This window comes from Comamonas sp. FG99 (genome assembly GCF_057808605.1).
In genome coordinates this window covers 1-19,825 of the sequence record NZ_JBMDII010000027.1, presented here as the reverse complement: position 1 = coordinate 19,825, position 19,825 = coordinate 1, and the positions used below count along the sequence as shown (strand labels likewise).

Here is a 19,825-nt window from a genome sequence, read left to right as displayed (position 1 = left end):
CTTGAGAATTAAGCGCACGTAGCTTCCAAATATATAGCAAAACCCAGGCATTGGCGCAAGCCACCATTGTTTTCAATTGCGACAGGGCCGCGGCGCCGCCGGGTTGGCGGCGCAAATGCCCTACTCTGCCGTGGGAATGCGGCCATTGCTTGATACTGTCGCCCCCGGCCCCAGCTATGGAATGCCGATTTGCCGATACGGAAAAACAAGATGTCCACCACCCAACACGCCAAAGTTCTGATCCTGGGCTCAGGCCCAGCCGGCTACACCGCCGCCGTGTATGCGGCGCGCGCCAACCTCAAGCCGCTGCTCGTCACCGGCATGGCCCAGGGCGGCCAGCTGATGACGACCACCGAGGTGGACAACTGGCCCGCCGACGTCAACGGCGTGCAAGGCCCCGAGCTGATGCAGCGCTTCCTGGAGCATGCCCAGCGCTTCCAGACCGAGATCGTGTTCGACCACATCAACAAGGTCGACCTGTCCAAGCGCCCCTTCACGCTGACCGGCGACAGCGGCATCTACACCTGCGACACCCTCATCATCGCCACCGGCGCCTCGGCCAAGTACCTGGGCCTGCCGTCCGAGGAGGCCTTCATGGGCCGCGGCGTCTCGGCCTGCGCCACCTGCGACGGCTTCTTCTACCGCGAGCAGCCGGTGTGCGTGATCGGCGGCGGCAACACCGCCGTCGAAGAGGCGCTGTACCTGGCGGGCATCGCCAGCAAGGTCACGCTGGTGCACCGCCGCGACAAGTTCCGCGCCGAGCCCATCCTGGTCGACAAGCTGATGGAGCTGGCGGCCAAGGGCAAGATCGAGCTCAAGACCCATTTCACGCTCGACGAAGTGCTGGGCGATGCCTCGGGCGTGACCGGCATCCGCATCAAGAGCACCGCCGACGGCCGCACCGAGGACATCCAGCTGCAGGGCTGCTTCATCGCCATCGGCCACCATCCCAACACCGACATCTTCCAGGGCCAGCTGGAGATGGAGAACGGCTACATCATCACGCAAGGCGGGCTCAAGGGCTTCGCCACGCAGACCAGCGTGCCCGGGGTGTTCGCCGCCGGCGACGTGCAGGACCATGTCTACCGCCAGGCCATCACCAGCGCCGGCACCGGCTGCATGGCGGCACTCGATGCCCAGCGCTTCCTGGAACAGGAATAGGCCTTTTTCCCGAATCGGGCTATAATCCAACGCCCTGCTTTTAACAGGGCAACTTGCCGCCAGGCTTTTTGGCGGTGAACATGGGTTACCGCCACCCTTTAACTGGCGAGGTGAGGCTGCTGATCGATCGAGGATCGGCGGCCGTGCAAAAACTACGGAGTGTCCCGATGGCACGCGTTTGCGAAGTAACGGGCAAGAAGCCCATGGTGGGAAACAACGTCTCCCACGCCAACAACAAAACCAAGCGCCGGTTCCTGCCGAACCTGCAATATCGTCGTTTCTGGGTTGAGAGCGAAAACCGCTGGGTGCGCCTGCGCGTGTCGAGCGCTGCCCTGCGCCTGATCGACAAGAACGGCATCGATTCCGTGCTCGCAGACCTGCGCGCACGCGGCCAAGCTTAAGGAGTTACACCATGGCAGCCAAAGGCGGACGCGAAAAAATCAAGCTGGAATCCACAGCCGGCACCGGTCACTTCTACACGACCACCAAGAACAAGAAGACCATGCCCGAGAAGATGTTGATCATGAAATTTGATCCCAAGGCTCGCAAGCATGTCGAGTACAAGGAAATCAAGCTGAAGTAATTCGGCCCCTTTCCTCGCAAGAAACCGCCACTGCGCAAGCGCTGGCGGTTTTTTCATTGCCGTCCGGCCGATGCAATTACGGCCGCGCAATGCGAAAGGCCGCATTCGCGCCCCAGGTCGCCACCGTCAGGCCGCCGTCCGGCGCCAGCGCCAGGCCCACCGGGCTGGCCAAGCCATCCGCGACCAGTGTGCGCCGGCCCTCGCGATCCACCCGGCTGACGGTGGTGCCGCCATAGTCCACGACATAGGCCGCATCGGGGCCCGCCCGCACGATGCCCGGGCCCGGGCTGCCCAGCTCGGAGTTGATGGTGCGGGCGCGCAGGCCGCCCGAAACCAGCGCGATGCCGCCGGCGATATTGCTGACCAGCAGGTCGCCGTTGGAAAGCTCAATGGCACCGACAGGTGTTTGCAGCCCCTCGGCAACGATGTCGATCTTTCCATCGGGATGCGCGGCCAGGATCTGGTTGCTGCGCCGGTTGGCGATCAGCAAGCGGCCACGCGTGTCAAAGGACAGGCCCGCAGGCGTTGCCAGCCCTTGGACAAAGACGCTGCGCTCGCCAGCGGGCGTGAAGCGCCAGACCAGATCCTCGCTGTACGAGGCCACATAGATCTCGCCCGCGGGCGAGATGGCCAGGCCCGACGGCCCGCGCAGCCCCTCGGCAAAGATGCTGCGCCGCCCGTCGGGCGCAAAGCGCACGACGGTGCCCGCCGACCAGTTCGCCACATAGAGGCTGCCACCCGCGTCATAGGCCATGCCGACGGGAGCGCTCAAGCCGCCGTGGATGCGCTCGGCCGTGCGCAAGGCCCCGGCCGGCCCCGCCTGGGCCGGCGTGGCCAGGGCCGCAATCCCCAGCGCGATGCAGGCAATCGTCTGCTTCATGGCGCGGCTCCCGCTCCAAAGACCTCGCCGGCCACGGCCAAGCCATTCAGCGCGGCCGGAAATCCCGCATACACCGCCATCTGCATGATGGTCTCTATCACTTCCGCGCGGCTCGCGCCCACATGGAGCGCTCCCTGGATATGCACCTTGAGCTGGGGCGCGGCATTGCCCAGCGCGGTGAGCGCGGCAACCACCGCGATTTCCCGGCTTTTCAGGTCCAGGCCCGGCCTGCAGTAGATGTCCCCGAAAGGGAACTCGATCAGGTAGCGGGCGAAGTCGGGGGCAATGCCATCCAGGCTTTGCAGCACCCGCTCTCCGGCCTCACCGTCGATCTCGCGCAGCTTGGCGAGTCCGCGCTGGTAGCGGCTTTCGGTCGTCATCGTTCCGCTCGTCATCGGCTTGTCCTTCATCAGAGAGTGAATCCGGCGCCAGGGACTGCTCAAGAGAGCGGTAATACCCGATCTTCGCCTGCAAGGCATCCGCCGCCTGGCGCATCGCCTCGATCTGCGCAAGCACCTCGCTCAAGTGCTCTTGCAGCATCCGGCGGCGGCCTGGCACCGTCGAGTCCCCAGCGCCACGTAGCCTTGCGAACGCCTGCATCTTGCCGATGGGCATGTGCGTGGCGCGCAAGCGCAGCAGGAATTCGATCCAGGCCAAGTCCGCCGCCGCATAGCGCCGCTGCCCGCCGGGCGCCCGGCCGACCGCCGCGATCAGCCCGATGCGCTCGTAGTAGCGCAGGGTGTGGGCCGTGAGGCCGGTGCGCCTGGCGACTTCATCAATGCTCAGATGGGATTCCATGGGCTCATCCTAGAAGTTGGAGCGCGCTCCAAGTCAAGCGCTGCAAGCGCCTTTCGCCAGAATTTGCAGTGGCGGGCCTATGCGCGCGGCGCCTGCCCGAGTTGCCGGTGCATCAGCCGCCCCAGTTCGCGGTAGGCATCCTCGATGGCCGGCGTGAACGGCATGCCGCAGCTCAGGCGCAGAAAGTGGTCGTAGTGGCCGGTGTTGGAGAACATGTCGCCCGGCGCCACGCGTATGCCCAGTGCCAGCGCATCGCCGTACAGGCGCGCGGCGCTCACCGGCTCGGGCAGCTCGATCCAGATGCTCAGGCCGCCGGCCGGCAGGCTCAGGCGCGAGCCCAGCGGAAAGTAGCGCGCCACTGCCTGCGCCGCCTGCTGGCGCTGCAGGCGCAGGTGCTGGCGCAGCCGGGCCAGATGCCGCAGGTAGGTGGGCGTGCCCACGGTGCGCGCCCCCAGCAGCTGCGGCCAGGTGGGCATGTTGCGCGAGCGCGAGAACTTGATCATCTGCACCCGCTCGTGCCAGCGCCCAGCATTCATCCAGCCCAGGCGCAGGCCGGGCGCAAAGCTTTTGCTGAGCGAGGCGCAGTAGATCACCGTGCCGTCCTCATCCCAGGCCTTGCAGGGCCGCATCACCGTGTCGGCCTCGACGAATTCGCGGTAGATGTCGTCCTCGATCAAGGCAATGCCGTGCGCGCTGCACATGGCAACGATGCGCTGCTTGTGGCGGTCGGGCATGGTGGCGCCCTGGGGCATCTGCAGGTGCGGCACCACCACCACCGCCTTGAGCCGCGGCTGGGTGCGCAGCGCCAGCTCCAGCGCTTCCAGCGACATGCCGGTGTGCGGGCTCGACGGGATCTCCAGCGCCTGCAGCCCGCGCGCCTCCACCGACTGCACGATGCCGTAGAAGGTGGGCGACTCGATGGCGACCACGTCGCCCGGCTGGGTCAGCGCGTCCAGCGCGAGGTTCACCGCCTCGGAATTGCCCAGCGTGGCGCCGATCTCCATCGGCGCGATCCGCAGGCCGAAAGTGAGCGCATAGCGCGCCATGGCCTCCTGGAACTCGGGATGGGTGAACGGCGCCGACGGCCCGTAGACCAGCACATCGGGCTGCTCACGCAGCAGGGCCACCGCATGGCGGTTCAGGAAGCCGGCATCGAAGAGCTCCGGCGCTGGCATGGCGCTGCCCAGGTCGGCCTTGAGGCGGCCTGCCAGCCGGGCGCGGTTCAGGTACTCGGCAATGCGCCCGCCTATGCCCTCGAACGGCGATGCCCCGGCATCGAACGGCTCCAGCCGCTCGGGCTCGCGCGCCGCCGGCAGCAGCGGCACCTGCGCATTGACGAAGTAGCCCACGCGCGCGCGGGCCGCGATCAGCCCACGAGACTCCAGCTCGCGCAGCACCTGCAGCGCGGTGGTATGGCTGACCTGGTGCTGGTGGCGCAGCTCGCGCACCGATGGCATGCGCGCACCCGGCCCCAGCACGCCGCGCCGCATGGCCTGGGCATAGTGGCTGGCCAGCCGCTGGTAGAGAAAGGCCTCGCCCTCTGCGGCCGGGGCTTCTTCAATGGTCGTGGGCATGGCATCCATAGGCATGGCGATGGTGCCACAGCCAGGAGCACCACAACAGATACAGCGATATCGATTTTGGACCATAACAGGCCGCGGCAAGCCGCGCTGTTGTGCTGCATCGCAGCAACCGCTGTGCCTGTGAGGATGGACCCGAAATTCCTACGCTACAGCCATCCCTTCATCCTTTGTGCGAGGCCCCATGACCGCCAGCTCCATCGCCGCCCAGCCCCTCGAATCGGCGGCAGCGCAACCAGACCACCCAAGCATCCGCCTCGCCACGCCCCGGCCAGCGCTGGCGGCCGTGGATGCAGCGGCCAGCCGTGCGCCCGCAGACGCCGAATGGCAACTGCGACCCGGCCAGGCGCTGTGGCTGCCGGTGCATGCCATCGCGGCCATCAGCTGCCTGCAGGGCAGCCTGATGGTGGAGTGCCTGGCCGGGGCTGAGCCGCACGCCCCGCCGCTGCGCCTGGCCGCGGGCGAGCCGCCCTGGCAAGTGGCCGCGCAGCCATCGGCCTGGCTGCGATTGCAGCCCTGGCCGGGCACCGGCTGCCTGCTGCGGCTGCAGGCCCGGCCAAACCGCAGCATGCTGGCCCGCATGGCGGGCGCGGTGGCGCAATGGACCGGCTGGAGCGCTCCTGGCTAGGGCTGGTTGACGAACACCAGCCCCTTGCCGAACACCGCCCTCACCGGCAATACCATGCCCAAGGCCTCCATGGTCTTGCGCCGCAACCGGGTAAGCTGCGACTGGATGCGGTGAAAACCTTCTTCCTCGTCGGCATAGCCCATGGCCTGCACCAGATCCTGCTTGCCCACCAGGCCGCCATCGGCGGCCATCAGGCGCCGCAGCAGCTCCAGCTCGCGGCTGGTCAATGGCACGGAGCCCTGGTTGGGCGCGATCAGGCGGGCAGACGCGCTGTCGAGGCGCCAGGCCTGGGTGCCGGCCTGGGCTGCGGCCTGGGCGTCTTGCCGCGCGGCCTGGGCGTGTGCTCCGTGCCTGGCGTAGCGCAGTTGCGAACGGATGCCGGCCACCAGCTCGTGCAGGTCTGCCGGCTTGGCGAAATACTGTAGCGCGCCGGCATTGAGCGCCGCGATGCGGCTGTCCCTATCGCCGCGCGCGGCGAGCACGATCACCGGCACGCTTTGCGCGGCCAGGCGCTGCACCAGGCTCAAGCCGGCCTCGCCGGGCAGGCCCAGCTCCACCACGACCAGGTCGGCATTGCGGCGCAGCAGGCCCACATAGAAATCCTCGGCAGACGCGGCACCCCAGGCATGGAAGCCGGATTGCCGCAGGAAGCCGCAGACACTGGACCGGATATCTCCATCATTTTCAACAACGGCAATGGTGAAGTCGGCAGGTATATGAACTGATGGCATGGCGAAAGCTGGCGTTTGTGACATTCTTGCCAACAAGCGCTAACGAGGCCATGCAAAAACTTGCAGAAGTTATTGTCAAATCGAATAAATCACAATTCATTGCAATTGATGGCGAGCTGACACGGCTTGCAACGCCGCCCGGCAAGCCATCGAATGGCTATTTCCGCGTCCACACCGCCGCAAAGAAACCATCGGTCTGGTGCCGGTGCGGCCACAGGCGCAGGTAGCGGCTGCCGGAAGCGCCGCCGCTGCACAGGCTGGCGGCCTGCTCCACCTTGAGCGCGGCCAGCAGCTCGCCCGCATCCTCGGGGACGAAGTCGGCGTGCGCGGCAGCAAAGGCTTCGGCAATCGCCTCGTTCTCGGCCGGCAGCACGCTGCAGGTGGCATAGACCAGGCGCCCGCCCGGCTTGACCAGCCGTGCCGCGCTGGCCAGGATGGCCGCCTGCTTGGCGCCCAGCTCCTCGATGGCCTGGGGGCTCTGGCGCCATTTCAGATCGGGATTGCGGCGCAGCGTGCCCAGACCCGAGCAGGGCGCATCCACCAGCACCCGGTCCATCTTGCCGGCCAGGCGCTTGATGCGCTCGTCGCGCTCGTGCGCAATCGCGGCGGGGTGCACGTTCGACAGGCCGCTGCGCGCCAGCCGAGGCTTGAGCGCCTCCAGCCGGTGAGCCGAGACGTCGAACGCATACAGCCGCCCGGTGCTGCGCATGGCCGCGCCAATGGCCAGCGTCTTGCCGCCCGCGCCGGCGCAGAAATCGGTCACCATCTCGCCGCGCTTGGCATCGAGCAGCAGCGCCAGCAGCTGCGAGCCTTCGTCCTGCACCTCGATCGCGCCGCTGGTGAAGGCATCGAGCCGCGACAGCTGCGGCTTGCCCTGCACCCGCAGGCCCCAGGGCGAGTAGGGTGTGGGCTCGGCGGCGATCTTGGCCTCGCGCAGCAGCTTTTGCATGTCGCCGCGCTTGCCCTTGAGCTGGTTGACGCGCAGATCCAGCGGCGCGGTCTCCAGCATGCTGGCCGCCAGCCGGTCGAACTCGGCGGCATCGGCCAGCTGCGCCTTGAGCGGCGCCACCAGCCAGTCGGGCAGGTTGTGGCGGTGGTGGGGCATCAGCTCGGCCAGCGCCACGGCATCGCAATCGTCGAGCCAGTGGCGTTCGGCCTCGGTGAGCGCGCTCTTGAGAAAGCTGCGGTCGCCGCCGCCCTGGCTGTGCGCCCAGCCCAGGATGGCCAGGCGCCGCTGGCGCGGGCCGGAGCCCGAGCGCGCCAGCTGCTCCAGCAGCAGCTTCTTGCGCAGCACGGTGTAGGCGGTCTCGGCCAGCGTGGCGCGCTCGCGCGAGCCGAGGCTGCGGTTTTCGCGGAAAAAGCGCGACACCACGGCGTCGGCCGGGTGCTCGAAAGTCATGGCGCGCGCCACCAGTTCGGCGCAGGCGTCCAGCAGGGCTTTGGGATGCATGGGGGTGTTCTTTCCTATCGGGCCAGCAGCTTGCGCACGGCTTGCGGGTAGATCTGGTGCTCCTGCACCAGCACGCGGGCGGCCAGGGCCTGGGCGGTATCGCCGGGCAGCACGGGCACGATGCCCTGCTGCACGATGGGCCCCGCATCCAGCTCGGCCGTCACCAGGTGCACCGAGGCGCCGGCGAACTGGCAACCCGCATCGATCGCGCGCTGGTGCGTGTGCAGGCCCGCAAAGGCCGGCAGCAGCGACGGATGGATATTGACCAGCCGCCCCGCATAGTGCTGCACGAAGCCGGGCGTGAGTATGCGCATGAAGCCGGCCAGCACCACCAGGTGCGGCTCGAAGCCGTCGATGCGCGCCATCAGCTCGGCATCGAAGGCTTCGCGCGTGGCGTACTGCTGGTGATCGACCACGGCGGTGGCAATGCCCTGCTCGCGGGCAAAGGCCAGGCCCGCGGCATCGGCCTTGTTGCTGAGCACCGCCGCCACGCGGGCGCCCGGCCGGGTGGCCCAATCCTCTTGCCGGGCGGCGCGCACGATGGCGGCCATGTTCGAGCCGCCGCCCGAGATCAGGATCACGATGTTTTTCATGGAGGCGGCATTATCGCAGTGCCGCGCGCTCGGGCTTTTTGCGAATGCTGGATAATGCCGGGTTTTCTTTTTGTCTCGGCCTCAGGCCCACTGATTGTTTCCATGAGCGCTAAAGCACCTGCCGATCCGATCCGCAAACATCTGGAGAAGGCCCGCCAGCAAATCGCGGCGGGCAACCTCAGCGGCGCCGCCCATACGCTGAACGAGGCCCGCGCCAAGTCGCCGCGCGATGCGCGCTTGTTCATGCTGGCCGCGGTGATGGCCGAGAAGTCCGGCAACATCGACGGCGCCTTCGACGCCATGCAGCGCTGCAACACCATGGCGCCCGACTGGGGCCCGGGCATCCTGGAGCTGGGCCTGCTGCAGGCGCGCCACGGCCGCAACCAGGAGGCGATCGCCAACGCCGAGAAGGTGGCGGCGCTGGAGCCCAGGAACCTGCATGTGCTGTCCTGCGTGATCGACATTGCGCACCGCACCGGCAATATGGAGATGGCGATCCGCTACCTGGAAGCCACGCTGGCCCTGGTGCCCGGCGACCGGGTGCTGCGCCGCCACCTGGCGCAGGATCTGTCCGCCATCCGCAAGTGGGACGAAGCGCTGGCGCAGTGGCAGTCGCTGATCGACGAGGACCCGAGCGACGCGCCCCAGCGCATGGGCCGCATCCAGACGCTGCAGGCGCGCGGCACCCTCGCCGAGGCGCTGCCCGATACCACCGCGCTGCTGGCGCAGATGCCCGACAACCCCATCGTGCAGTACTACGACCAGCTGGCGCGCGGCGAGACGCCCTCGCATGTGCCGACCGCGCTGACCACCAGCATGTTCGACCAGATGGCCAGCATGTACGACATGCACATGGTGCGCGAGCTGCAGTACCGCCTGCCCAAGCAGGTGGCCGCGCAGCTGCTGGAGCTGTATCCAGAGCGCCGCCTCAACGTGCTGGACCTGGGCTGCGGCACCGGCCTGCTGGGCGTCTTTCTCGGCCCGGTGGACGGCTACATCGTCGGCGTGGACATGTCCTCCAAGATGATCGAGCAGGCCGCCCGCCACAATGTCTACTACCGCTTCCATCAGGTCGACCTGCTGGAGGCGCTGCGCGCCACGCCCGACAGCACCTTCGAGGTGATCACCGCGCTCGATGTGTTCATCTACGTCGGCGACCTGCAGGAGGCAATTGCCAACGCCCACCGCATCCTGGCGCCGGGCGGGCAGCTGATCTTCTCGTGCGAGCACGGCGACGTGACCGGGCCCGACGCGCAGCTGCAGCCCACCGGGCGCTACACCCACAAGCTCAGCAGCGTGATGCAGCAGTGCAAGCAGGCGGGCTTCGAGTTCGTGCAGACCCGCGACCTGGACCTGCGCATGGAGGCCGGCCAGCCGGTGGACGGCTTCGTGATCACCGCCACCAAGGCCGGCTATTCCGCCGCCGCCGCGGCCTGATCGGACGCGGCTGCGGGGCCGCGTCAGTGCGGCAGCGCCGCGGCCGGATCGAGACTGGCCAATGCCAGCCGCGAGCTCTTGGGCACATGGGCCATCAGGAACTCCATCTGGTCGGCCAGGATGCGGCGGTTGCGCAGGATGAAGTCTTCCCACAGGCTGGGCGCATACGGCGTGTACAGCAGCGGCATGCCGGCCTGCTCGGGCGTGCGCCCCGCCTTGCGGTGGTTGCACGACTTGCAGGCCGCCACCACGTTGGTCCAGCTGTCCGGGCCCTTTTGCGACACCGGCACCACATGCTCGCGGGTCAGCAGCGACTCGTCGAACCACTGGCCGCAATAGGCGCAGATATGGCGGTCGCGGCGGAACAGCTTCTCGTTGGTCAGCGCCATGCGCATCGCGAAGGGATCGACGCAGGGCTTGCCCCGGGTGCCGATGATGCTGCTGACCGCGATGCGCGACTGCAGCCCCGAGACGGCGTTGTGCCCGCCACGGAAACAGGCGATCTCCGACCCCGCCTCCCAGCGCACATCGCCGGCGGCGTAATGCGTGACCGCTTCCTGCAAGGATATCCAGGACTGCGGCACGCCTCCCGAAGACAGCTTCAACACCTTCACCATGCACTCCTACTCAAGGAAATATAGCTAGGCCCGCACGACAATATACACTTTCACGGTGAAAACTGTCTTATGTGCGCCTTCCACCTGCGCATATTGCTACTAAAAACAAAGCACTCCAATGAAGATATTCCGCGGCTTCGAACACCCTGGCGTGGCTGCCGCCTGTGCCCTGACCATCGGCAATTTCGATGGCGTGCACCGCGGCCACCAGGCCATGCTGGCCTCGCTGCGCCATGAGGCCCGGCGGCTGAACGTTCCCAGCTGCGTGATGACCTTCGAGCCCCATCCGCGCGACTACTTCGCCCAGAAGCTGCAAAAGCCCGACCTCGCGCCCGCCCGCATCAGCACGCTGCGCGACAAGCTCGACCAGCTGCGCCAGGCCGGCGTCGACCAGGCCGTGGTGCTGCCCTTCAACGAGCAGCTGGCCAGCCAGGCGCCGCAGGCCTTCATCGAGCAGGTGCTGCTGCGGGGCCTGGGCACGCGCTACCTGCTGGTGGGCGACGACTTCCGCTTCGGCGCCAAGCGTGCCGGCGACTACGCCATGCTGGTCGAGGCCGGCCGCCAGCAGGGCTTCGAGGTGGCGCGCATGAACAGCTACAGAACCTCCGACCCCCACGCTCCGAACTCAGTGTCGCCGCTGCCCCCCGAGGGGGCCGGGCCCGCCTTGGGGCGGCCCGGCGGCGGCCCCGGCCTGCGCGTCTCGAGCACCGCCATCCGCAACGCGCTGGCCGCTGGCGACATGGCGGCCGCCGAGTGCCTGCTGGGCTACCCCTACACCATCTCCGGCCATGTGGTGCACGGGCGCAAGCTCGGCCGCACGCTGGCCGCCACCGACGCGGCGCACAGCAACGGCTTTCGCACGCTGAACCTGCGCTTCAAGCACTGGAAACCCGCGGCCAGCGGCATCTTCGTGGTGCGGGTGCACGGCCTGTCGCCCGAGCCGCTGCCCGGCGTGGCCAATCTGGGCGTGCGCCCCTCGCTCGACCCCAGCGACGTGAACGGCGGCCGGGTGCTGCTCGAAACCCATTGCCTGCAATGGCCCGACGATCTGGGCAGCGAAGGGGCCTACGGTAGAATCGCCCGCGTGGAACTGCTGCACAAACTCCATGACGAGCTGAAATACGACGGTCTCGATGCCCTCACCGCCGGCATCGCCAGGGACTGCGCGGATGCCCGCGCGTATTTCGCCGCTGCGACCGGCCACGCCCCCAATCACACGGATACCCGCCGCCAGACCACGCGCGACCGAATTTGACGCTGGCCCGATCCCCACGCCAGCGGGCCCCAGCCTCATGCCGGGCCCTGGCTTCGCCCATCTGCCATTCGGCCCCGGCTGCCGGGCCGCGCCCTATCTTTCAGGTTCCCAAGGTTTTCCCTCCATGTCCGATTCCAAGTCCAACAAGAACGAAGCAGCGTCTGCCTACCGCGCCACGCTGAACATGCCCGACACACCCTTTCCGATGCGCGGCGACCTGCCCAAGCGCGAGCCGGGCTGGGTCAAGGAATGGGAGGACAAAGGCATCTACAAGCAGCTGCGCGACGCCCGCAGCGGCGCGCCGAAGTTCATCCTGCACGACGGCCCGCCCTATGCCAACGGCAAGATCCACATCGGCCACGCGGTGAACAAGATCCTCAAGGACATGATCGTCAAGAGCCGCCAGCTCGAAGGCTTCGATGCGCTGTACGCGCCGGGCTGGGACTGCCACGGCCTGCCGATCGAGAACGCGATCGAGAAGCTGCACGGGCGCAACCTGCCGCGCGACGAGATGCAGGCCAAGAGCCGCGCCTTTGCCACCGAGCAGATCGCGCAGCAGATGGTGGACTTCAAGCGCCTGGGCGTGTTGGGCGACTGGGACCACCCCTACAAGACCATGAACTACGCCAACGAGGCCGGCGAGCTGCGCGCGCTCAAGCAGGTGATGGAGCGCGGCTTCGTCTACCGCGGCCTCAAGCCCGTGTACTGGTGCTTCGACTGCGCCTCGTCGCTGGCCGAGTTCGAGATCGAATACGCCGACAAGCAAAGCCAGACGCTGGACGTGATGTTCCCGGCCGCCGAGCCCGCCCGGCTGGCCGCCGCCTTCGGCCTGCCGCAGCTCGACAAGCCGGCCTTCATCGTCATCTGGACCACCACCGCCTGGACCATCCCCGCCAACCAGGCGCTCAACGTCAATCCCGCGCTGGAATACAGCCTGGTCGACACCGAGCGCGGCCTGCTGATCGTGGCCTCGGCCCTGGTCGAGAAGTGCCTGGCGCGCTGGCAGCTCGAAGGCCGCGTCGTGGCCACCGCGCTGGGCGAGAAGCTCGACCACATGCCGTTCAAGCACCCGCTCAGCGCCGTGGACCAGGGCTATGACCGCATCTCGCCGGTGTACCTGGCCGACTACGCCACCGCCGACGACGGCACCGGTATCGTGCACTCGGCGCCCGCCTATGGCGTGGACGACTTCAACTCCTGTGTCAACAACGGCCTGGCCTACGACGACATCCTGAACCCGGTGCAGGGCAATGGCGTCTACGCCCCCGAGCTGCCGCTGTTCGGCGGCCAGCACATCTGGAAGGCCGTGCCCGTCATCATCGACGCGCTCAAGGTCGCCGGCCGCCTGCTGGACAGCACCACCATCAGCCACAGCTACCCGCATTGCTGGCGCCACAAGACGCCGGTGATCTACCGCGCCGCCGCCCAGTGGTTCATCCGCATGGACGAAGGCGAAGGCGTGTTCACCGACCCGGCCCAGAAGCCCGCCAAGACGCTGCGCCAGCTGGCGCTGGATGCCATCGAGCAGACCCATTTCTACCCCGAGAACGGCAAGGCCCGCCTGCGCGACATGATCGCCGGCCGGCCCGACTGGTGCATCTCGCGCCAGCGCAGCTGGGGCGTGCCGCTGCCCTTCTTCCTGCACCAGGACAGCGGCGAGCTGCACCCGCGCACCATGGAGATCATCGACCAGGCGGCCGCCATGGTCGAGCAAGGCGGCATCGAGGCCTGGAGCCGCGCCAGCACCGAAGAGATCCTCGGCGCCGAAGACGCCAAGCACTACACCAAGAGCACCGACATCCTCGAAGTGTGGTTCGACTCCGGCTCCACCTTCTGGCATGTGCTGCGCGGCACCCACCCCGAGATGCACCACGACAGCGGCCCCGAGGCCGACCTGTACCTGGAAGGCCACGACCAGCACCGCGGCTGGTTCCACAGCTCGCTGCTGCTGGCCGCCGCCATCTTCGGCCGCGCGCCCTACCGCGGCCTGCTGACCCACGGCTTCACCGTCGACGGCCAGGGCAAGAAGATGTCCAAGTCGCTGGGCAACACCGTGGCGCCGCAGGACGTGAGCGGCAAGATGGGCGCCGAGATCATCCGCCTGTGGGTGGCCGCCACCGATTATTCGGGCGACCTGGGCATCGACGACAAGATCCTGGCCCGCGTGGTCGACGCCTACCGCCGCATCCGCAACACGCTGCGCTTCCTGCTAGCCAACGTGAGCGACTTCGACGCCGCCAAGAATGCCGTGCCCTACGGGCAGATGCTGGAGATCGACCGCTGGGCGCTGGCGCGCGCCGCCGAGTTCCAGGCCGAGGTGCTGGCGCACTACAAGGTCTACGAATTCCACCCCGTGGTGGCCAAGCTACAGCTGTTCTGCTCGGAAGACCTGGGCGGCTTCTACCTCGACGTGCTCAAGGACCGCCTCTACACCAGCGCCGCCGGCAGCCTGGCGCGCCGCTCGGCCCAGACCGCGCTGCACCAGATCACCCACGCCATGCTGCGCTGGATGGCGCCCTTCCTGTCGTTCACCGCGGAAGAGGCCTGGAAGGTGTTTGGCGCGAGCGAATCCATCTTCCTGGAACGCTTCATCGACCTGCCCGCCGGCGACGAGGCGCTGCTGGCCAAGTGGGCCCGCATCCGCGAGATCCGCGACGCGGTCAACAAGGACATCGAGGCCCTGCGCGCCGAAGGCAAGGTCGGCGCCTCGCTGCAGGCCGAGGTCACCGTGGCGGCCCAGCCCGAAGACCTGGCACTGCTCAAGAGCCTGGCAGACGAGCTGAAATTCGTGCTCATCACCTCGGCCGCCGCGGCGGTGGCGGGCCAGGCCGACGCAAGCCTGGCCGTGACGGTCAAGCCCTCGCAGCACGCCAAGTGCGAGCGCTGCTGGCACTACCGTGCCGACGTGGGCAGCAACCCCGCGCACCCCACGCTGTGCGGCCGCTGCGACAGCAACCTGCACGGCAGCGGCGAGGTGCGCGAATATGCATGAGCGCGGCTCGCCGAAGCGCTTCGTGCTGTGGCTGCTGTGGGCCGCGGCGCTGTTCTGGGCCGACCAGTTCAGCAAGGACTGGATCCTGCAGCACTACCAGCTGGGCGACTACACGCCGCTCACCGGCTTCTTCAACATCGTGCGGGCGCACAACCCCGGCGCGGCCTTCTCCTTCCTGGCCGCGGCCGGCGGCTGGCAGCGCTGGCTGTTCACCGGCATCGGCGTGGTGGTGGCGCTGGTGATCGCCTGGCAGCTGTGGCGCCACAGCGCCAATACCCTGTTCTGCCTGGCGCTGTCGTGCATCCTGGGCGGCGCGATCGGCAACGTGGTCGACCGCATGCGCCATGGCTATGTGGTGGACTTCCTGGATTTCTACTGGGGCACGGCGCATTTCCCGGCCTTCAACATTGCCGACATGGGCATTACACTGGGCGCAGGGTTGCTGATCCTGGATGAAGTCCTGCGCCTGCGCAGCGCCAAGCGCTAACCCCCCCTGTGTATGAGTGTTTTCGTGCTCTTACAATGCAAACCTATTGTCTTTTTAAATCCCAAGGGAGGAACCGATGTTCGGCCTATTGAAAAAACGATCGCCTGCACCTCAGAGTACGGGTACGGAGACGGGTACGGGTACGTTAAGCGCCGATCAGTGGGACTTCTGGAACGCCAACGGCTATCTTCAACTGGCCGGGGCGGTCTCGCCGCAGGAGCTGGCGCAAATCCAGGCCCAGGTGGATGGCGAGTGGGCCCACCGGGAAAATAACGATCACTTGGTCGACGTCCTCAGTGGCGAGTTCGCCGGAAAAGAATTCCGCATGAACGCCATACCTGCGTCTGTCCGCCAGGATGCGTACAAGCTGAACAACCTGTTTGGCCGCAGCACCGCCGTGCGCAAGGTTGCGCTGAACCCAACGATCAAGGCGGCGTTGACCGAACTGCTGGATGGCGAGCCGCTCATCTGCAATACGCTGAACTTTGAGCGTGGCAGCCAGCAGCCCTTCCACCTTGATACGTGGTACATGCCGCCGCCGGTCGAGGGCAAGATGGTCGCGGCCATCATCGCGCTCGACGACATCGGCCCTGACAACGGCCCCTTCACCTACTACCCGGGCAGCCATGCCATTGCGCCCTACTACTTCTCGCACGGCCGCTTGAACATCATCAATGCCGAAGCCGAGAAGTGTGTTCAGTACATCAACCAGGGAATCGAAGAACGGGGACTGCACCCGACCACGCTTTCCTGCAAGGCGGGCGACGTCTTCTTTTGGCACGCCAACCTTTTCCACGGCGGCGCACCCATCAACGACATGTCGTTGACCCGGCGCAGCATGGTCGTGCATTACTGGCGCGAATGCGATATGCGTGCCGGACAGGTGAGAAGGGATGGCGACCTCGCCTACCTCAACCATACCCTGCGCGGCGAGATCAGCTTCTGACCATGCAGCGTTGGACCGCTCATGGGGTTCAGATCGAGGCGGTGGCTGAACCTCATGTGGCCAGGCGCCTTCCTGCGCGGCCATGCCGCAACCTGGCATATAAAAAGATAGCTGCCAGCACTTGCCAGACAAGCATTTCAGATATTTTTCATATCAGAATGCCCGGAGGGTGAGCGCCGGCAGCTATTGTTCTTAATTGTCTCCACAAGGGTACAACCGTGCCCGAAGCGGCTATCCGGGGTATATTAGATCGCTTCCCTATGAAGCATCTACTCAATCTCCTCGCCGCCATCGCCCTGCTGGTCTGGGGCGCGCACATGGTGCGCAACGGCGTGCTGCGCGTCTTTGGCGCCAAGCTGCGCGACTGGCTCGCCCACAGCATGAAGAGCCGCCTCTCGGCCGCCCTGTCGGGGCTGGGCGTGACCGCGCTGGTGCAGTCGAGCACGGCCACCGCGCTGATGACCTCGGCCTTCGTCGGCCAGGGCCTGATCACCCTGCCCTCGGCGCTGGCGGTGATGCGTGGCGCCGACGTGGGCACCGCGTTGATGGCGGTGCTGTTCTCGGCCGACCTGTCGTGGCTGTCGCCGCTGTTCATCTTTGTCGGCGTGGTGCTCTTCATCAGCCGCCAGGATGCGACGCCGGGCCGCGTCGGCCGCGTGCTCATCGGCCTGGGCCTGATGCTGCTGGCCCTGCAGCTGGTGGTCGCGGCCACCGAGCCGCTGCTGGAATCGCCCGCGGTGCGCACCTTGCTGGCCTCGGTCACCAGCGACATCTTCATGGAGCTGCTGCTCGGCGCCCTGCTCGCGGTGCTGGCCTACTCCAGCCTGGCCGTGGTGCTGCTGATCGCCGCGATGGCCAGCTCCGGCGCCATCCCCATGGAAGTGGCGCTGGGCCTCACGCTGGGCGCCAACCTCGGCAGCGGCCTGGTGGCGGTGCTCAGCACCGCCAAGTCCAGCGTGGAGGTACGCCAGGTCACCATCGGCAACATGCTGTTCAAGATCATGGGCGTGGCCATCGCCGCGCCCTGCCTCGGCCTGTGGATCGCCCATGTGCAGCCGCTCATCAACCACCGCGGCCAGGGCGTGGTGCTGTTTCACCTGGTCTTCAACATCTTCAACAGCCTGTGCTTCATCGGGCTGATCGAGACCGTGGCGCGCTGGGTCACCGCGCTGCTGCCCCGGCCCGAGGCCAACGCCGCCAGCCTGCTGCGCCCGCGCCACCTCGACGCCTCGGCGCTGTCCACGCCGTCGCTGGCCATCTCCTGCGCCGCGCGCGAGGCGCTGCACCAGGCCGACATCGTCGAATCCATGCTGATCGGCATCCGCCAGGTGCTCGACAGCGACGACCTCAAGCTCTCGCACGAGCTGCGCCGCCTGGACGACACGGTGGACGAGCTGTACTCGGCGATCAAGTACTACATGACCAAGATCTCGCGCAGCGAGCTGGACGAGCGCGAAGGCCAGCGCTGGACGGAAATCATCAGCTTCACCATCAACATGGAGCAGATCGGCGACATCATCGAGCGCGTGCTGCTCGACATCGACGACAAGAAGATCAAGAAAGGCCGCCACTTCTCGTCCGCCGGCATGCAGGAAATCCACGAGCTGCACCAGCACCTGCTGAACAACCTGCGCCTGGCGATGAGCGTGTTCCTCAACGGCAACGTGCGCGAGGCGCAGAAGCTGCTCGAAGAAAAGGCCCGCTTTCGCGACCTGGAGCTGGCCTACTCGGCCACGCACCTGAACCGCCTGTCGGACAACAGCGTGCCCAGCATCGAGACCAGCTCGCTGCACATCGACCTGATCAGCGACCTCAAGCGCATCAACTCGCTGCTGTGCTCGGTCGCCTACCCCATCCTGGAGCAGGCCGGCGCGCTGGCGCCCAGCCGGCTCAAGTCGACCGAGATGCAGTAGCCCCGGACCGGCAGATGCCCAAAAAGCCCATGGAAAAACGCATACAATGCCTCGCTATCCAGGAAGCGTGGCAGAGCGGTTGAATGCACCGGTCTTGAAAACCGGCGATGGTGAAAACCATTCGTGAGTTCGAATCTCACCGCTTCCGCCAATCCCTCAGAAAACGGGCCTCGAAGGCCCGTTTTTCATGCGGTTTCGCAAACGGCGACATGAGCGACTACCTCAAGGCCCTGGCGCTGACCTCGGCCATTTCCTTTGCCACGGCGCCGGCGCAAGCCGCGCCGCAAGGCGGCATCCAGCTCGTCGATGCCCGCCACCGCAGCGTGTCTTTCAGCCAGCCGGCGCGGCGCATCGTCTCGCTGCAGCCCTCGTTCACCGAGGCCGTCTGCGCGCTGGGCGGCTGCGACGCGCTGGTCGGCGTGGACCGCTTTTCCACCTGGCCGCCGCAGGCGGCGGCGCTGCCCAAGGTGGGCAGCCTGCGCGATCCCGACATCGAGCGCATCGTGGCGCTCGCGCCCGATGTGGTGCTGGCGAGGCCCGGCCACAAGGTGGACGAACGGCTGGAGCGCCTGGGCATCCGGGTGCTGACGCTCAACGCCCAGACCTACGACGGCATGGCGCACGAGCTGGAGCTGCTGGCCGCCCTGCTGGGCCGGCCCGGCGCGGGCGCGCAGCTGTGGCGCCAGTTGCAGCAGCGGCTGGCGGCGCTGCGCGGCGAGATGCCGCCGCAATGGCAAGGCCGCAAGGTCTATTTCGAGCTGCACAGCGGCATGGCGGCGGCGGGCGAGGCCTCGTTCATCGGCCAGACGCTGCACGGCCTGGGCCTGGCCAACATCGCCGGGCGCGAGCTGCCGATGTATCCCAAGCTCAGCCCCGAGTACGTGCTGCGCGCCGACCCGGACGTGATCATCACCATGGCCGACATGCCGGTGCCGCCCGCCGAGCGCCAAGGCTGGAGCCAGATGGCCGCGCTGCGTGAGCGGCGCTACTGCCGCATTCCCAATGCCGAGTTCGATACGCTGGTGCGGCCCGGCCCGCGCATCGACGAGGCGGCGCGGCGCATCGTGCAGTGCCTGCGGCAGCTGCCGCTGCCTGGCGCAGCGTTATCAAAAAGATAGCAAATTACGCTTTCCCAGTGAAAGGTACGGCCACTCCTTATGCTTGACAGGCAATCCGCACCGCCTCCGGCCAGGCCCGCGCCAGGCGCCCGGCTCCGCCAAAAACCCGCTGCCCGGCGCGCGCCGGCGCCTCGCAGTCGACCAGCACCTGGGCCAGGCCCGGCGGCGCGGCTACGCGCTGCAGCGCCAGCACATCGGGGCTGCGGAAGTCGCTGAGCACCCACAGCAGCTTGTGCGCCTCGGGCCGCCGCGCCAGCAGCGCCCAGGCCGCATGCAGAGCGGGGGCCAGCGGCGTGCCGCCGCCGCCAGGCAAAGGCTCGACCAGATCGGCATTGCAGCGCGGCGCGCGGCGCGGCGGCAGGCGCCACTGCAGCTGGCCCGCGCCAAAGCACAGCAGCGCCACCGGCATGCGCTGCAGGTAGGCCCAGCGCAGCCATTGCAGCAGCAGGCCCTTGGCCCGGGCAAAGGCCGCGCTCTCCAGCATCGAGGCCGAGCAGTCGAGCGCGAACACGTGCAAGGCCTGGGGCCGGCCCTGGGGCTGGCGCCAGCGCAGATGCGCCGCCGCCAGCGGCTGGCTGCCGCGCATGCGCAGCGTGGCGGGCCAATCGGGCGCCGCGCCCGGGCGGCGCGGCGCCATGGCCTGCGCATGGCTGGCC

General features: G+C 67.4%; 20 protein-coding genes and 1 tRNA gene. 12 read left to right on the top strand and 9 right to left on the bottom strand.

Features of this window, described 5'->3' with window-relative positions:
* The first annotated feature begins 210 nt into the window (after positions 1-210).
* From trxB to rpmG, 3 genes are all read left to right on the top strand, one after another.
* The gene (gene trxB / locus ACODRX_RS17670; protein ID WP_488872847.1) at positions 211-1,161 is read left to right on the top strand and encodes a thioredoxin-disulfide reductase; all 951 of its coding nucleotides are present in this window, start codon (positions 211-213) and stop codon (positions 1,159-1,161) included.
* 167 nt (positions 1,162-1,328) lie between these two features.
* The gene (gene rpmB / locus ACODRX_RS17665) at positions 1,329-1,562 is read left to right on the top strand and encodes a 50S ribosomal protein L28 (protein WP_012207163.1); all 234 of its coding nucleotides are present in this window, start codon (positions 1,329-1,331) and stop codon (positions 1,560-1,562) included.
* A gap of 11 nt (positions 1,563-1,573) precedes the next feature.
* Positions 1,574-1,744, top strand: coding sequence for a 50S ribosomal protein L33 (gene rpmG, locus ACODRX_RS17660; RefSeq protein WP_488872846.1), 171 nt, complete (start codon positions 1,574-1,576; stop codon positions 1,742-1,744).
* A 76-nt stretch (positions 1,745-1,820) separates the two neighbouring features.
* On the opposite strand, the gene ACODRX_RS17655 is transcribed toward rpmG, so the two are convergent.
* From ACODRX_RS17655 to ACODRX_RS17640, 4 genes are all read right to left on the bottom strand, one after another.
* A complete protein-coding gene (locus ACODRX_RS17655) occupies positions 1,821-2,624 on the bottom strand; it encodes an NHL repeat-containing protein (protein ID WP_488872845.1) in 804 nt (267 codons plus the stop codon).
* Positions 2,621-3,004: a carboxymuconolactone decarboxylase family protein gene (locus ACODRX_RS17650; RefSeq protein ID WP_488872844.1), complete on the bottom strand. Its 384-nt coding sequence runs from the start codon at positions 3,002-3,004 to the stop codon at positions 2,621-2,623. The genes ACODRX_RS17655 and ACODRX_RS17650 overlap by 4 nt, the downstream gene beginning before the upstream one ends.
* Positions 2,946-3,422 (bottom strand): MerR family transcriptional regulator, encoded by a 477-nt coding sequence (locus ACODRX_RS17645; protein ID WP_488872843.1) that lies wholly within the window; start codon positions 3,420-3,422, stop codon positions 2,946-2,948. Before ACODRX_RS17645 ends, ACODRX_RS17650 begins: the two co-directional genes overlap by 59 nt.
* A 77-nt stretch (positions 3,423-3,499) precedes the next feature.
* Positions 3,500-4,996 (bottom strand): aminotransferase-like domain-containing protein, encoded by a 1,497-nt coding sequence (locus ACODRX_RS17640; protein WP_488872842.1) that lies wholly within the window; start codon positions 4,994-4,996, stop codon positions 3,500-3,502.
* 190 nt (positions 4,997-5,186) lie between these two features.
* On the opposite strand from ACODRX_RS17640, the gene ACODRX_RS17635 reads away from it, so the two are divergent.
* Positions 5,187-5,630: a hypothetical protein gene (locus ACODRX_RS17635; protein WP_488872841.1), complete on the top strand. Its 444-nt coding sequence runs from the start codon at positions 5,187-5,189 to the stop codon at positions 5,628-5,630.
* On the opposite strand, the gene ACODRX_RS17630 is transcribed toward ACODRX_RS17635, so the two are convergent.
* The 3 genes from ACODRX_RS17630 to purN all read right to left on the bottom strand — a co-directional run bounded on the left by ACODRX_RS17630 (position 5,627) and on the right by purN (position 8,404).
* Positions 5,627-6,361 (bottom strand): response regulator transcription factor, encoded by a 735-nt coding sequence (locus tag ACODRX_RS17630; protein ID WP_488872840.1) that lies wholly within the window; start codon positions 6,359-6,361, stop codon positions 5,627-5,629. The two genes, ACODRX_RS17635 and ACODRX_RS17630, sit on opposite strands and share 4 nt — an antisense overlap.
* A 157-nt stretch (positions 6,362-6,518) precedes the next feature.
* Positions 6,519-7,811: an RsmB/NOP family class I SAM-dependent RNA methyltransferase gene (locus tag ACODRX_RS17625; RefSeq protein ID WP_488872839.1), complete on the bottom strand. Its 1,293-nt coding sequence runs from the start codon at positions 7,809-7,811 to the stop codon at positions 6,519-6,521.
* Between the two features lie 14 nt (positions 7,812-7,825).
* The gene (purN, locus tag ACODRX_RS17620) at positions 7,826-8,404 is read right to left on the bottom strand and encodes a phosphoribosylglycinamide formyltransferase (protein ID WP_488872838.1); all 579 of its coding nucleotides are present in this window, start codon (positions 8,402-8,404) and stop codon (positions 7,826-7,828) included.
* Between the two features lie 102 nt (positions 8,405-8,506).
* On the opposite strand from purN, the gene ACODRX_RS17615 reads away from it, so the two are divergent.
* Positions 8,507-9,841, top strand: coding sequence for a methyltransferase (locus ACODRX_RS17615; protein WP_488872837.1), 1,335 nt, complete (start codon positions 8,507-8,509; stop codon positions 9,839-9,841).
* Positions 9,842-9,864: 23 nt separating this feature from the next.
* Here ACODRX_RS17615 and ACODRX_RS17610 read toward each other — a convergent pair whose 3' ends face one another.
* On the bottom strand, positions 9,865-10,455 hold the full coding sequence (locus tag ACODRX_RS17610; protein WP_488872900.1) for an HNH endonuclease: 591 nt from the start codon (positions 10,453-10,455) through the stop codon (positions 9,865-9,867).
* 121 nt (positions 10,456-10,576) lie between these two features.
* Here ACODRX_RS17610 and ACODRX_RS17605 point away from each other — a divergent pair, with 121 nt between their 5' ends.
* The 7 genes from ACODRX_RS17605 to ACODRX_RS17575 all read left to right on the top strand — a co-directional run bounded on the left by ACODRX_RS17605 (position 10,577) and on the right by ACODRX_RS17575 (position 19,169).
* Positions 10,577-11,713, top strand: coding sequence for a bifunctional riboflavin kinase/FMN adenylyltransferase (locus ACODRX_RS17605; RefSeq protein WP_488872836.1), 1,137 nt, complete (start codon positions 10,577-10,579; stop codon positions 11,711-11,713).
* 124 nt (positions 11,714-11,837) lie between these two features.
* A complete protein-coding gene (ileS, locus tag ACODRX_RS17600) occupies positions 11,838-14,705 on the top strand; it encodes an isoleucine--tRNA ligase (protein WP_488872835.1) in 2,868 nt (955 codons plus the stop codon).
* Positions 14,698-15,192, top strand: coding sequence for a signal peptidase II (lspA, locus tag ACODRX_RS17595; RefSeq protein ID WP_488872834.1), 495 nt, complete (start codon positions 14,698-14,700; stop codon positions 15,190-15,192). The genes ileS and lspA overlap by 8 nt, the downstream gene beginning before the upstream one ends.
* Before the next feature lie 76 nt (positions 15,193-15,268).
* Entirely contained in the window at positions 15,269-16,138 is an 870-nt protein-coding gene (locus ACODRX_RS17590) for a phytanoyl-CoA dioxygenase family protein (protein WP_488872833.1), read from the top strand.
* A gap of 260 nt (positions 16,139-16,398) precedes the next feature.
* A complete protein-coding gene (locus ACODRX_RS17585; protein WP_488872832.1) occupies positions 16,399-18,051 on the top strand; it encodes a Na/Pi cotransporter family protein in 1,653 nt (550 codons plus the stop codon).
* Between the two features lie 61 nt (positions 18,052-18,112).
* Positions 18,113-18,202, top strand: a tRNA-Ser gene (locus tag ACODRX_RS17580).
* 58 nt (positions 18,203-18,260) lie between these two features.
* The gene (locus ACODRX_RS17575) at positions 18,261-19,169 is read left to right on the top strand and encodes an ABC transporter substrate-binding protein (protein ID WP_488872831.1); all 909 of its coding nucleotides are present in this window, start codon (positions 18,261-18,263) and stop codon (positions 19,167-19,169) included.
* 37 nt (positions 19,170-19,206) lie between these two features.
* Here ACODRX_RS17575 and ACODRX_RS17570 read toward each other — a convergent pair.
* Positions 19,207-19,825 (bottom strand): vWA domain-containing protein (locus ACODRX_RS17570; protein WP_488872830.1); only part of this gene is annotated, 619 nt, incomplete at its 5' end.

Excerpts from the sequence above, each read along its gene's own strand:
- ACODRX_RS17585 (WP_488872832.1), top strand. The coding sequence starts at position 16,399 with ATGAAGCATCTACTCAATCTCCTCGCCGCCATCGCCCTGCTGGTCTGG.
- ACODRX_RS17590 (WP_488872833.1), top strand. The coding sequence starts at position 15,269 with ATGTTCGGCCTATTGAAAAAACGATCGCCTGCACCTCAGAGTACGGGT.
- ACODRX_RS17615 (WP_488872837.1), top strand. The coding sequence starts at position 8,507 with ATGAGCGCTAAAGCACCTGCCGATCCGATCCGCAAACATCTGGAGAAG.
- ACODRX_RS17625 (WP_488872839.1), bottom strand. The coding sequence starts at position 7,811 with ATGCATCCCAAAGCCCTGCTGGACGCCTGCGCCGAACTGGTGGCGCGC.
- trxB (WP_488872847.1), top strand. The coding sequence starts at position 211 with ATGTCCACCACCCAACACGCCAAAGTTCTGATCCTGGGCTCAGGCCCA.
- lspA (WP_488872834.1), top strand. The coding sequence starts at position 14,698 with ATGCATGAGCGCGGCTCGCCGAAGCGCTTCGTGCTGTGGCTGCTGTGG.
- ACODRX_RS17645 (WP_488872843.1), bottom strand. The coding sequence starts at position 3,422 with ATGGAATCCCATCTGAGCATTGATGAAGTCGCCAGGCGCACCGGCCTC.
- ileS (WP_488872835.1), top strand. The coding sequence starts at position 11,838 with ATGTCCGATTCCAAGTCCAACAAGAACGAAGCAGCGTCTGCCTACCGC.
- ACODRX_RS17605 (WP_488872836.1), top strand. The coding sequence starts at position 10,577 with ATGAAGATATTCCGCGGCTTCGAACACCCTGGCGTGGCTGCCGCCTGT.
- ACODRX_RS17650 (WP_488872844.1), bottom strand. The coding sequence starts at position 3,004 with ATGACGACCGAAAGCCGCTACCAGCGCGGACTCGCCAAGCTGCGCGAG.
- ACODRX_RS17575 (WP_488872831.1), top strand. The coding sequence starts at position 18,261 with ATGAGCGACTACCTCAAGGCCCTGGCGCTGACCTCGGCCATTTCCTTT.
- ACODRX_RS17630 (WP_488872840.1), bottom strand. The coding sequence starts at position 6,361 with ATGCCATCAGTTCATATACCTGCCGACTTCACCATTGCCGTTGTTGAA.
- ACODRX_RS17635 (WP_488872841.1), top strand. The coding sequence starts at position 5,187 with ATGACCGCCAGCTCCATCGCCGCCCAGCCCCTCGAATCGGCGGCAGCG.
- rpmG (WP_488872846.1), top strand. The coding sequence starts at position 1,574 with ATGGCAGCCAAAGGCGGACGCGAAAAAATCAAGCTGGAATCCACAGCC.
- rpmB (WP_012207163.1), top strand. The coding sequence starts at position 1,329 with ATGGCACGCGTTTGCGAAGTAACGGGCAAGAAGCCCATGGTGGGAAAC.
- ACODRX_RS17640 (WP_488872842.1), bottom strand. The coding sequence starts at position 4,996 with ATGCCCACGACCATTGAAGAAGCCCCGGCCGCAGAGGGCGAGGCCTTT.
- purN (WP_488872838.1), bottom strand. The coding sequence starts at position 8,404 with ATGAAAAACATCGTGATCCTGATCTCGGGCGGCGGCTCGAACATGGCC.
- ACODRX_RS17655 (WP_488872845.1), bottom strand. The coding sequence starts at position 2,624 with ATGAAGCAGACGATTGCCTGCATCGCGCTGGGGATTGCGGCCCTGGCC.